This is a genomic window from Frankia nepalensis (genome assembly GCF_016786325.1).
Lineage (GTDB): Bacteria > Actinomycetota > Actinomycetes > Frankiales > Frankiaceae > Pseudofrankia > Pseudofrankia nepalensis.
In genome coordinates this window covers 35,216-47,790 of the sequence record NZ_JADWYU010000225.1, presented here as the reverse complement: position 1 = coordinate 47,790, position 12,575 = coordinate 35,216, and the positions used below count along the sequence as shown (strand labels likewise).

Sequence of the window (12,575 nt, the reverse complement as noted above, 5' to 3'; positions counted from 1 at the left end):
GTTGCGAGCAGTCAGAGCGCGCTAAAGAGCCGGTTCAGAATGAGCTTTTCAGTCGACGTAGACAGATGATCGAGCAGGCGAGCCACCGCGGCATCAACCTCGACAACCCGACCCGGCGGCACCGACCGGTGATCCGACCAGGAGGAGATGCCACACCCGGCCACGGCTGCCAGTACCAGCGGCGTAAGAGCTCCCGCCGGGATCGGCGGCCGCTCGGCGGGCGCAAATAAGAATGCCGGGTGATCCCGGCATTCTTATGCGCCGAACCTGGACTCGAACCATAACGCGACGAGACTCGCCCGCAGACGCCGAAGCGGACTGCCAGAAGGAGAACCTCGACACCACCCTGACCGTGGGACGGTGCGGCGTTTTCAGACTACCCCGAGGCCGCCATCGAATCAACCTCGAGCAGAATTTCCATTCCTGGTGACCGTCTGAATGTAGCCGCCGGAGCCCCACGGCGGCATCGCGAAAGAGGGTCCAAAGGCGACGACGGTGCACCTGCCTGTCGACCCGTGGCGATGAGGCGTCAGTTGTCCGGGGGGCCGGGGCGGTTCCCGCGGAACTTGACGAGCGTCTGATAGGGGGCCGTGACGCTCGCCGGCGCCTTCGCGCCGAGAAACAGGTTGTCCTCGACGGCCCACATGCGGTGCGTGCCGGGAGGGGGCGGGAAGTCGGACGGGAGCAGGTTCACCCCCAGACCTTCAGGGAACGACTCGGTCACGTTGTCGCGAACCGTCATGGCCGAGCCGGAAAATCCGAAGACGCGGATGCCGTTCGTCGGGACCGGGCTGAAGTCGGCAGCTATGGCGCAGCTGATGTCGTTGCTGGTGACGCGCAGCCGGTCGGCGCTCCCGACGAAGATCCCGTGCCGGGCTCCGGCTCCTTCCGGCGGCACCACCACATGGATCTTGTTGTCGGTGACCGCCACCCGGCCGGCCTGGACGAGGCTCGTCGCGCGCGGCCCGCTCATGCTCCCGCCGACATGCACGCCCTGTATCGCCGGCTCGATGACGTTCGACGCGATCCGCGCATCGGTGCGGCGCCGAGCGTTCGCGCCGTCGGCACGAGGGGTGACGACGATCCCCTGCGCCATCACCGGGACCTGCCGGGCCAACACCCGCTTCTCGATGTACTCGACGATCGGCTCGGCGCCGGCCACCAGCCGGCCCGCGAACACGCCGCGCAGCACCCTGTCGAGATCCCGCCGGAAGTCACGCATGTGGGAGTAGGAGGGCCGCAGGACCGCGCTCCAGGCCGGCCGGAGCGCGACCACCGTGGCGAACGACATCGGCGTCGCGCCGATCCTGACCGGGTGGCGGACCGGGTTGGCGAACGTGACCTTGCTCAGGTTGTAGACGAGAAGCCGGCGCAGGAGAATCCGCTCCTGCGCGGTCGTCTCCTGGACCCTCGCGCCGCCGCCGGCCCGGCCGCTGACGGTGAGCCGGTTGCCGGTGACCACGGCCTCCTCGACGTCGGTCGCGAGCAGCCCGACCTGGCGGTCGCCGACCTCGAACGTCGAGTCCTCGACCCGCAGCCGCCCGCCACCCGCCACCCGCAGGCAGGCCGCCTCGCGGCCCGGCCGCGGGGCGGTGCCGAGCAGGCAGCGGCTCACGGAGACGTCCCCACAGCCTTGGAAGGTCAGGGCGCCGGCCAGCCCTCGGTCGGCGGGCGAGGTGCCAGTGGAGATCACCGACAGCGACTCCACCCGCACCGACGCGCAGGTGTCGAACACCAACGCGGCCCGGGCCGCCGCGACGACGGCGGCGCCGTGGCCGGCTCCCACCAGGACCAGGTGGCCCCTGCCCGCCACCAGGACCGGGCCGGCGGTCGGGTACTGGCCGACGGGGAAGCCGATGCGCGCGCTGGCCCCGGCGGGCACGGCGTCGAAGACCCGCTCCCAGCCGGGCCCGGGGGTGGCGATCACAGTGCACAGGCCGTGGCCGCCGACGGCCAGCACGTCGAGGGCCTGCTGCACGTTGGTGACGCCCCCCAGGCCTCCGGATCCAGGGGTGGTCGACACGTCGGCCGCGGTGATGGCCGTCAGCGGGGGGAACGCGGCGCGCTGGTCGCGCGTGCCCGCCGCGCCGCCGACGAACCGGCTGGCGTCGGCGTCGACGAACGCGAGCGTGGCGCGGTGGTGGGTGATCCCCAGCGGCGGCTGGGCGAGCGGCGCGCCCGCGTCGTCGGTCGGCCAGCCGATCGTGCCGCCGCGGGCGCCGTGCGCCGCGCGGGCCGGGACGAGCCAGTAGTCTCCCGGCCGCAGCGCCCCAGGCAGGAGCGTGACATGCAGGCCCCGCTCCAGGGTGACCGGCGCGGCCGACGCCGGTGACTCGAGGTCGACGGCGATCCGCCCGTCCCAGCGCCGCGCCCGGGGGCGCCGGCCCGGCTGGGCCAGCGTTGGCGCCGCCGCCAGCGTGACCGTGCGCAGCGTCGGGTCGGCGTCGACCACCTTCAGCAGGTCGCTCGGGCGGCCCTCCAGTTCGAGGGTGTCGTCGGTGACCTCGACATAGGGGGCGGTCGCGAAGCCGCGCTCGTCGTCGCGGCCCAGGTCCGCCAGGCCCAGCACCTTGCCGAGCGACTCGACGCGGGTGACGGTGCTCGCGTTGTCCCGCTGCCATTTCAGGACGAGGTCGGTGGCCGTGGCCGAGTGCACCTCGACGCGGTAGAGCTGGTTCTCCAGTCCACGGTAGCCGGCCTCGTCGGGCAGCACACCGGCCTCGTCGGCCGCGGTCGACCCGACGGTGGAGGCGGCCAGCCGGCCTGGCGGGGTCGCCGGGCCCGGCGGTGGGCTGGCGCCGGCCGGCCCGGCGGCCTCGAGCCGCAGTTGCCAGACGGCCTTCAGCCGGCTCGGCGACTCGGCGTCGCCCAGCGCGGCCTCCTGGATCGACGGGTCCTCGACCGCGGTGACGTGCCGGTGCCAGGCGTCGACCTCGACGCGCCAGGCGCCGGGCGTCAGCCGGTCGGGTGTGGCGGGGTCGAACGGGTCGAACGCGGGGCGGTCGGACTGGTGGCGCAGCGAGGTCACCGGGCGCACCTCGACCCGGCCGCCCTCAACCGGCGCCGCGGGCAGCGGCGGGAACAGCAGCAGCTGACCGTCCTGGACGCCCACCACCTGGCTGCGCGCCGCGGCGCCGCCTCCGGCGGTGACGTCGACCCACTGGCCCGCGGCGAACGGCACGCCGCCGGGGGCCGCGACGTGCGGGCGCAGCACCGTCAGCGACGTCGGCAGCAGCACGGCGATGCCCAGCGGGAGCGTCCCCACGGTCGCGGGCACCGCCGGCGGCTCGTTGACGCACAGGATGCCGTCGACGTAGAGGCGCCCAGGCGAGATGAGCAGGTCGCGCCCGTCCGGCGCCACCGTGACCTCGAAGCCACCGGTTCCCTTGGGGACGCCGGCCGGCCCGATCACGTCGGCCGCCGTCGCGTCGAGCCGGGCGCGGGCGATCTCCTCCTGCTCGTTGAGCGCGCTGTCGAGCAGGACCTGGCCCTGCCCAACGACGACGGCCGCGAAGCGCGCGTCCGGGCGGAACGTGTGGGCGGAGATGTCGGCCTTCATCGGCGGCCTCCAGGGGTCGTCTCGGGAGGAAGCGGCGGGTCGCCGTCGAGGACACCGGCCTCGAGGCCGAAGCGGAGGAACTCCTCGACGCCGCGGCGCAGGTTGTCGTCACGCTGGGTCTGACGCAGCCGCGCCATCGCGCCCATCTCGTAGCCGTCGGCGGCGCCGCGGACGAGCGCGGTGGCGCCGGTCCGGCGCAGCCGGCCGTAGCCGGGCGTGCCGTAACGGCGGGAGACGAACGCCGGCGGCGGGGTGGCGGGCGTCGCGGGCTGGCACTGGTGGCGGCGTGGCGTCGCGTCGCCGGGCCAGACCCACGAGTACTGCGCGCAGCCGACCTGGGCGCGCTGGCAGACCAGGCGTCCGGTGACGATCGAGTCGGCCACCAGGTCGACGGCGCTGGCGCGCACGTCGCCGAAGACGGTGCACCGGGTCAGGGTGAGCACGGCGCCGGGCGCTCCCGCGTCGTCACCGGCGATCGCGGGCCGCGGCGACGCCGCGCCACCACCCAGGCCCCTGCCGGCCGCGCCACCCACGCCGCCAGCGCCCATGCCACCGCCGCTGGTGGCCACACCGCCACCGCCAGCCGTGCCGCCCGCGTCACCGTCCGCCGCGTCAATGTCCGCCGTGTCAACGTCCGCCGTGCCGGTCGGCCCTCCGGTAGCCGTGCCCGTTGGCCCGCCCGCCGTCTCGTCCGCGAGGCCGTCGACGATGCTGTCGACGACGCGCAGCGCCGGGCCGCCGGCGGGGACGCGCAGCGGGCCGGTGACGCAGTTGGTGAGCGTGACCTCGGTCGGCCAGCCCGCGTCGGCGGCGAGGACGAGCGACGGCCCGGCCGGCTCTGCCGGCCGGGCCGCGGCGTCGAGGCGCCAGCCGGGCACCAGCGCGCAGTCGACGAGCTCCACCCGGTCGGGCCGGCCGCGCACCACCAGCGGCCCGCCCGCGACGACCAGGCCGACCAGCGTGAGCACGCTCCCCTCCCCCACCCGCACCACCCATGGCGCGGCCAGGTCAACCAGCGGCAGGGCGCCCGCGGCGCCGGTGACGCGCAGCGCCGTCCCGGCCGGGACGGTCACGTCGAGGGTCTCGGCGTAGGTCCGGCTGTCGCGGACCTCGACCGTGACGCCGGTCTCGGGCCGCGCGGCGGCCTGCGCCAGGGCGGCGACGAGCGCGGCGGACAGGGTCGTGCCCGCCACGCCGACGCCGTCCCGGCGCACCGCGACGACCGGCTGTCCCGCCGGGACCGGCGGCCGCTGGCGCTCCTCGCTGCCCCCGGTGTCGCTCGGCGCGGTGGTGACGAAGCTGACCCGCGGCGGCGCCGGCTGGGGCGCGCCGAAGGCGAGCCGGCCCAGGACCGGGTCGATGCCGACCTGCGCCGGGCGCAGCCGGTCCGCGTTCGACCAGGCCGAGCCGTCGGCCGTGGCGTCGGACAGGTCGCAGGCGACGACGTCGGCCGCGTCGACGGGCGCCGGCTCGCCGGCGCGCCACACGAGGATCGAGCGGCCCGGGCCGTAGTGGTCACCGACGGCGGCGGCGAGCCCGCGCCGGCCGATCGGGCCGGGCACGTTGAGCGGCGACGCCCGGTGCCCCAGCGCGATCTCGGTGGCCGGCCGGGTCGCCAGGCGCGTGTCGACGCCAAGCGGGCTGAACCGGAACCGGCGCGCGCCCGCCGACTGGACGCCCCCGGGGCCACCGACCGGCCGGACGACGCCAGCGCCGCCATCGGGGTGGGCGACGCCAGCGCCGTCGACCGGCTGGGCGACGCCGAGGGCGTCGGCGGGGTGGGCGTCGACCAGGGTGCGGGCCAGCGGCAGGTCCCGCCAGACCAGCACGGCGGCGTTCGCCGGGCCGTGGCGGCCGTGCCCCGAGCCGATCCGGCGCGCGTCCAGGGTGCGGGCCGCCGGGTCGAACGCGCCGCCGAGGCGTTCCAGCCGCGCCGCCGAGCGGGCCGAGAAGGTGGCCGGCCGGGCCGGCGGGGCGAACGCGAGGTGCGGAGTCACCGCCAGGCGCTGGAACATCTCGACGGCCAGCGCCGGCCAGCCGGTGACGTCGCGCGCGACCTGCTCGAGCGCGGGGACCGTCCCCTTGCGGCGGCGCAGCGCGATCGCGTCAGCGACGGCCGCGCGGGTGAGGGCCCCGCCCGCGTCCGTGGGCGCGCCCGGCGCCACCCCGACGAGGTCGCCGAGGTACGGGATCACCCAGGGGGCGCAGGTCTCGACGAACAGGTCGTCGTAGAGGGCATCCAGGTCGTCCTCGACGAGCGCGAACTGCTCGCGGATCACCGTCAGGAGGCTTTCGAGGAAGCCCGGGCGCCCGTCGGGGCGGGCGTCGCGCTCGCGGTAGAAGGCCGGCAGCAGCTCGAGCGCCCGGCGCCGGACGCTGACATCCGTCACAGTTCCTCCCAACCGATCGGCGCGGTGTCGAGGACGAGGATCTCGGCGCCCCGGGCGGTGGCAAGGTCGGCGCCGGGGGTCGGCACCCCGGCCGCGAGCAGTTCCGTCGGCGCGGCCAGCGTGCCGACGGATCCGGAGGTCGCCTCGGGGTTCACGGCCCCACTGGCCCCGGTGCGCTCGGCGGCCCCGGCGCGCTCGGCGCTGGGGAAGGAGAACCCCGTGAGGATGAACCCCACGGTGCCGACCGTCGCGGCAATGGATCCCGGGACCCGCAGGCCGGTGACGGTGGCGGCGACGACGCCGGGTGTGGCCTGGAGCACGGCGACGACCTCGCTGGCCGCGACCGGCTGGCCCAGCTCGCGCGTGTCGAAGGAGAAGGCCGCTGTCAGCCGGGACGACGCCGCGGCCAGCACCGCGGCCCGGTCGCGGTCCGGCGCGGTGCGCGCGGCCACCACCAGCCGGAACGGCACCGGCTCGTGGGGCAGCAGCGCGACGGGCACCGCCGGGTCCCCGTAGGTCCGCAGGGCCGCGAGCAGGTTGGCCCCGGTGCCCTGGCGCGGGTCGAGCCGCTCGCCGTGGCGGCCCGCGACGGTGAGCGCCACCCCGGCGCGCCCACCCGCCCGGGCGCGCACCGCGTGGGCCTTCGCGACGCCGGGGAAGCCCCGGGCGAACAGGGCATAGTCCGCCATCGAGACGACCCGGTCGAGCGCGGCGACCCGAGCCGGCGCGGCGGCGCGGGCCGACGCGAGCGGCTCCGGGTCGTCGCCGCCGACCGCCGGCGCCGGGTTGACGACGGCGGTCACCCCGCCCGCCCGCGCCCGCGGCTGCGAGAGCTGGCCGGCGCGGACCCGGCCGGCCAGGCCCGCGCCCGAGCGGTAGGCGGCGCGCACGTTGGCTGCGCCGGTCGGCAGCCGAGCGCCGGTGATCCCGTCGCCGAACTGGACGACGGGGATGCCGGCCTGCTCCTGGAGCACGTAGACCCGGTCGTCGGGGCCGGCGCCCTGGAAGGAGTCCACCCGGGCCCAGCGGACGTCGCCGACCCAGACCGTCAGGGTGTCGGCCAGGCCGCTCGCCGTGGCGGCGCTCAGGTGGGTCAGCGGCGGCTGGCGCAGCCCGAACCGCTGGAACACCTGCCGGGCGTCGCCGCTGCCCAGCACCTCCCGGCGGGTCTCGCCGTGGCTCGCCGTGGCGACGTTGGCGAGGATCCGGGTGGTGGGCCGGGACATCGCGACCGGCAGTTGGTCGGCCAGCGTCACGGTCGTCGACCGTCTCGGGCCGAAGTCGTGGACGACCCCGGCCAGCGTGGTCGGGTGGGTGACGGTGTGGCCGGCATCGCCGACCGGCTCGCCGGTGACGACGACCCGCCGGCCGGCGCGCAGGCCGAGCGCGAGGCCGTCGAGCTCGACGACCGCGGTGTCGAGCGCCTCGGGCTCGGCCACGTCCGCGAGCGCGAGGCGCTCGGGAGCCGCGTAGGCGGTCGTGCCGTGGATGGAGAAGGCGCCGAGGTGGCCCGGCGAGTCGAGCCGCACGCGGGTCGCCCGCCCGCTGATCGTCAGGACGGTGAGCGACACGGCGTCGGCCGCCAGCACCCGGTAGCCGCCCCAGTGGTTGGCGTCGCGCAGCACGACCAGCGAGTCCGCGGGGACGGGCGCCGCGCCCTCGAGGTAGATCTCGCCGGCGGCCCGCGTTCTGGGGAACGTCTGGGCGCTGGCCGCGTCCCAGGCCGCCGACAGCTGGCTGGCCCAGGCGACGACCTCGGCGGGCGCGCCCGCCGAGCGCCTGACCTCGAGGGCGACCATCTCCGCCAGCGACGCGGTGAGCGGGGCCTGGCCGCCGAACAGGGCGTGACGCTGGCGGAACAGCAGCGCCTCGGCCGGGTGTTCGCCGGCGCCGGCGAACGCCCGCGCGACCTCGTCGAGCGTCGTCCGGTGGGCCAGTGCCTCGGTGTCCAGGTCCGTGGCGCTCACCCGCCGGCCGGCGAGCCAGGCGGCGGATCCAGCCGCGGTGAGGGTGGTCGCCGTCGCGGGCAGCAGGTCGTCAGGCGGGCGATGCTCGACGACGGGCGCGGCCCCGTAGTCGAGCGTCGCGAGATCGACCTCGGTCCGCGCCGGCGCGCCCGGTCGGCCCGGCAGCTCGGGCACCGCGTCGACGGGGCGCACCGCGCGGACCACGCCGAACGCCAGGCCCCTGCCGGCGTCCTCATCGGTCGGGCCCGCGCCCGTCCGGAAGAGCACGCCGTCGCCGACGGTCACGCCGGTGACGGCGCCGGCGAAGGCGAGCGTGTGGCCCGCGCTCTCCGGGTGCGGCCCGCGTGGGCGGGGCCGAAGCGCGTTCCAGGCGGGGCTGGCCTCCAGGTCCGCGAGGGTCTCGTAGACGACCGGCTGCTCGCCGGGCCCGGGGACGCTCTGCACGGCGGTGCCCGTCGCGATCAGCGAGCGAGCCGGCGCGCCGGGCGTCGGGTCGAGGGTGAAGGCCAGGTCGGCGGTGGCGGCCAGGGCGGGGGCGGGCTGGTAGCCGAGCAGACGGGCGAGCTCGGCGACGGAGCGTGCCTCGGTGGCGGTGCGCAGGTAGTGCTCGCCCGCCAGCCGGTCCGTGTAGAAGGTGAGCACGTCGACGACGACGGCCGCGGCGTCGAGCAGCGCGATCGCGAAGTCGTCGTCGGTGCGCGCGCTCAGGTCGCCGGCCCCGGCCAGGGCGGGCCGCGACAGCGCGCGGGTCATCGTCGCCCTCGCCGTGGCGTGGGTGGCCACCCGCCGGCGGATCGCCGGGCGGCCCGGCGGGTTCGTCACCGGCAGCGGGGTCGGCGCCGGGCGCCCTGACTCGGCGGGCGCCTGGCCGTCGGGGCAGCTCATCTGCCTCCCTCCAGGGCGTCGAGGAAGAACCGGCCGCGGTCGGGCCGGTTGGGGTCGTCGTCGAGCCGGGCGATCTCGCGCGGGCCGATGTCGATCCGGCCGCGCGCGCGGGCGTCCGTCGCCGGCTGGCGGTAGCGCGCGAACCGGGTGACGCCCACCCGGGCGACGCCCGGTATGACCTGCGCGGCGGCGACGATCGGGCCGAGGTAGACGTGGGTGCCGAAGGTCAGCCGGTCGGGGTGGAACAGGCCGAGCCGGCCGTCAGGCAGGCGCCGGTTGGACAACAGCTCTCCCAGCTCGGCGCGGACGAGGTCGCGGCGCCGCCCCGGCGCGACGTGGACCGCGAGGCCGATCTCCAGTGGCGCGTACCGGGCGGCGACGACCCGCAGGTCGTGGCCGGCCATCCGGTAGGTGTCCAGGTAGTCGCGGACCTCGGCGAGGAACGCGTCGTCGGCCTGCTCGGCGCCTACCGGGTCGACGGCGACCACGACGGCGTGCCAGCTGCCCGCCCAGCGCACCGTGGCCACGGCCCGCTGGACCCGGGCCGGGCCCGGGTGGCCGAACCGCTCGGCCCGGCGGGCGTAGTCGTCGGCGGTCAGCGCGCGTTCCTGGCGGCGGAAGGCCACCGGCGCGCGCTGGCGGACCTGCTCGATCGTCTCCGGGTCGGTGCCGCCCCGCGCCGGCAGCGGGTTGGCCACCCGCGCGCCGGGTGCCCCCAGCGCCGCGCGCAGCGCCGCCGGGGTGTCGTCGCCGGCGAGCACGGTACGGATCACGCCGGCGCCGACGTTGCCGACCGCCCCGTTGCCGGTGCGGTACCGCGCGCGCAGCACCGCGCCGGCGGGCGGCCGGGCGCCGTCGGCCGGGCGGCCGTCGACCGGCTCGCCGAAGCGGAGCCAGCCGAAGCCGTCGTCGTCGACCTCGACGACGAAATCCCGGGCCGCGCCGCTGCGCAGCAGGTCGCGGCGGATCTCCCAGGGCCGGCCGTCGCCGTCCTCGGCCAGCGAGACGTCCGGCAGTACGAGGTCCGGCGCCGCGTCCACGGCCGAGGCGGCGGATCCGGAGGCCACGAAGGGCACGACGACCTCCCGGGTCCCGGAGCCGTCGCGCAGCGGCTCGTCGACGACCTGGCGCGCCACCTGGGTGAGCGGCCCGCGCGCCAGCCGGAACCGGATCCGGCCGGTGGCGGGCACCGGCCCGAGCTGTTCGGCGGGCTGGGCCTGGCCGTGGTCGGCGAGCACGATGTTGCCGAGGGCCAGCGCGCCGTCGTCGTACTCCCGCTCGCCGCCGGCACCCGTCACGAGGGTCCCGGCGACCAGCAGTGGGAAGGCGAGCGCATCGCCCGCGTGCCAGGCGATCTCGGTGACGGCCTCGCCGGTCAGCCGGTCGCGCAGCGGGCGGCCGCCGGCGTCGGTCGCCCGCGCCGCGGTCAGCCGGACGGCCTGGCGGCGGTCCGGGTCCGCGTCGCGCGGGTCCCTGGCGGGCCCGACCGGGTCGCGGTGCTCGACGAGGACAAGCACCTGCCCGACGGCCAGGTGCGGGAGGTGCCCGGCGAGCGTCGCCGACGTCGCCCCCGCGGCGAGCGCCGGCCGTTCGCCGGACCAGGTGTGGAAACGCATCGCGTTGTGCGCGCCGGCGAGGACGTCGAGCGTGCTCAGGGTCTGGAACTCCAGCGCGCCGGCGGCGACGGCGGCGGCCGCCGCCGGGGAGCCGGCCGCCAGCAGCGCGGGCGCGTCGGACCCGCCGGTCAGCAGCCGAAGGCCCGCCGGCACGACGGGCAGGGTGCCGCCGGAGGTGAGCAGCTCGTCCTCGCTGACCGCGAGCTGGACCCAGGTGCGGGCGTTGGTGCCGTCGCTCATCGCGTAGTCGACGAGCCGGGCGTGCCGGCGGGCCGAGACGCGCCGGCGGGCCGTGGCCAGGTACGCCTCGGTGGCGATGGCGTCCTGCCGGTAGGAAAGCCGGTCACCCAGCTCGGCGAGCAGCTCGACGAGCATGACCCGCTGGTCGGCGGCGTCGCGGCGCGTCCAGGTCGGCTGGAGCACGGACAGCCGGTCGAACAGCACCGCCCGCAGGCTCTCCCAGTCGCGCGCCAGGTAGTCCAGGCGGGGCTCGGCGGCGGCGGCCGGCCCTGGGGCGGGTGGCCCGTCACAGGGCAGGCCGTCGTCGCGGGCCACCTGGAACGAGAAGCAGGCGCTGGCGAGCACCGGGTCTACCCAGTCGGGCGGGTAGGTCTGGCCCGCCCCGGTGACGAGGCGCAGGGTGTAGCGCGACCGGTCGCCGCGGGAGGCGAGCGTGACCAGCGCGGTGCGCGGGTCGGTGGTCGGCTCCACCGCCGTGACGGCGACGGTGGGGATCCGGTCGCCGCCGTCGACGCGCAGCTGTGCCGGGGTGGGCAGGGGGCCAAGCGGGTTGACGAACGTGGCCCGCAGCGCGGGCGCCGCGCTGGGCGCGGCCGCGGCGAGTTCGACGTGGTCCAGGCCGTTGAGCTCCGGGTGCGCCCGCAGGAGCTGACGGCGCCGGTCCTTCGCCGCCGGCCCGCTCACGGGGCACCGCCCGCGACGGTGAACCGCTCGGTCGCGGGCCGCTGGCTGCGCTGGGCGCGGTAGCTCACCTCGACGACGAGCGCCGCGTCGTCGACGCTCACCCGCACCTCGTCGACCTCTATCAGGTCGCCCAGCCACTGCGTCAGGGCGCCGTGCACGAGCAGCTGGGTCGTGGCCGCGACCTCCGGGCCCGTCGGGGCGAACAGCAGCTGGCCGAGGCCGGCGCCGAAGTCCGGCCGGTTCACCCGCTCGCCCGGCGCGGTGAACAGCACCTGCTCGACGAGGCCGCGCAGGTAGCCGGCCTCGTCGGTGCGGGCCGTGGCCCCATGGCCGTCGACGCGCAGCGGGTAGGCCACCGGCCCGGGCCCTGGTCCTCCCGCGCTCATTGCGCCACGACCTTCAGCTGGGTCGTGACGATGGTCGGTGGGCCCTGGGGGGCCTGCTCGGCGCTCAGGCACAGGCCGCTGCCGCCCTGGATCACGACCGGCTGGCCGGCGACCCGCACCCTGGTCGCGACGACGAGCCAGCGCACGGACAGGCAGGGCTGCGGCTTGTTCACGACCATGAACACGCACCCGGCGACCGGGTAGGTGTCGGCCACCGTCACCGCCGGCGCGCCGGCGAGCAGCACCCGGGTGTTCGACGTGACCGCCTGGACCTGGCCGCCGTGCGGGCAGGTCGCGCTGGCCTGCGCGGTGACGACGGGCCCGGCCATCAGGTCACCGCCAGCGCGCCGTTGTTGACGGTCACGGTCGGCCCGGCGAGCTGGATCGTGGCCTGGCCGTTGGTGAGGGTGATCCCGGTCTCGTTGATCGTTATCATCGCGCCAGACCGATGTTTGATCATGATTCCGCCGGCCGGGCCGGCCACGTCGCTGATCAGCAGCAGGTTCTGGCCGGTGGTCTGGATCGCGACCTGCGCGACCGCCGGCGGGGCGGACAGGGCCAGCGGCGGCGGGTCGCCCGCGCTCCCCCACCAGCCGCCGGACCAGATCGGCCGCTGCGGGTCGCCCTGCTCGAACTCGATCCAGACGCCGGCCCCGACCGGCGGCACCGCCCACAGCCCGGCCTGCTGGCCGGCGAACGGCACGCAGGCCATCGCCCAGCTCGACGGCACCGATCCGAGCACGTCGGGAACCGTCGCCTGCAGCCGTCCCTGCTGCATGGGGTCGATGTTGTTGGACACCGTGCCGCGGTACTTGCCGAGATATCTGCCACGCTCGATTGTCATCGCC

Annotated in this window: 8 protein-coding genes; 1 reads left to right on the top strand and 7 read right to left on the bottom strand. The window is 76.7% G+C overall.

Annotated elements, in window-relative coordinates:
• On the top strand, positions 1–230 hold a 230-nt coding region (locus tag I6A81_RS44330; protein ID WP_238430285.1), incomplete at its 5' end, for a hypothetical protein.
• 299 nt (positions 231–529) lie between these two features.
• Here the strand turns inward: I6A81_RS44330 and I6A81_RS35740 are convergent.
• The 7 genes from I6A81_RS35740 to I6A81_RS35710 are packed head-to-tail and all read right to left on the bottom strand — an operon-like array spanning position 530 to position 12,571.
• Positions 530–3,559, bottom strand: a complete 3,030-nt coding sequence (locus I6A81_RS35740) for a DUF6519 domain-containing protein (RefSeq protein WP_203005911.1) — start codon at positions 3,557–3,559, stop codon at positions 530–532.
• Positions 3,556–5,949 carry a phage tail protein gene (locus I6A81_RS35735; protein WP_203005910.1) on the bottom strand — a complete coding sequence of 798 codons (2,394 nt, stop codon included), beginning with the start codon at positions 5,947–5,949 and terminating at the stop codon, positions 3,556–3,558. Before I6A81_RS35735 ends, I6A81_RS35740 begins: the two co-directional genes overlap by 4 nt.
• Positions 5,946–8,801 (bottom strand): putative baseplate assembly protein, encoded by a 2,856-nt coding sequence (locus tag I6A81_RS35730; RefSeq protein WP_203010434.1) that lies wholly within the window; start codon positions 8,799–8,801, stop codon positions 5,946–5,948. Before I6A81_RS35730 ends, I6A81_RS35735 begins: the two co-directional genes overlap by 4 nt.
• Entirely contained in the window at positions 8,798–11,341 is a 2,544-nt protein-coding gene (locus I6A81_RS45885; protein WP_203005908.1) for a putative baseplate assembly protein, read from the bottom strand. The genes I6A81_RS35730 and I6A81_RS45885 overlap by 4 nt, the downstream gene beginning before the upstream one ends.
• Positions 11,338–11,727 (bottom strand): GPW/gp25 family protein, encoded by a 390-nt coding sequence (locus I6A81_RS35720; protein ID WP_203005907.1) that lies wholly within the window; start codon positions 11,725–11,727, stop codon positions 11,338–11,340. The genes I6A81_RS45885 and I6A81_RS35720 overlap by 4 nt, the downstream gene beginning before the upstream one ends.
• Positions 11,724–12,056, bottom strand: a complete 333-nt coding sequence (locus I6A81_RS35715; protein WP_203005906.1) for a hypothetical protein — start codon at positions 12,054–12,056, stop codon at positions 11,724–11,726. The genes I6A81_RS35720 and I6A81_RS35715 overlap by 4 nt, the downstream gene beginning before the upstream one ends.
• Complete coding sequence (locus I6A81_RS35710) at positions 12,056–12,571, bottom strand: phage baseplate assembly protein V (RefSeq protein WP_203005905.1); 516 nt, start codon at positions 12,569–12,571, stop codon at positions 12,056–12,058. Before I6A81_RS35710 ends, I6A81_RS35715 begins: the two co-directional genes overlap by 1 nt.
• Positions 12,572–12,575 lie beyond the last annotated feature (4 nt).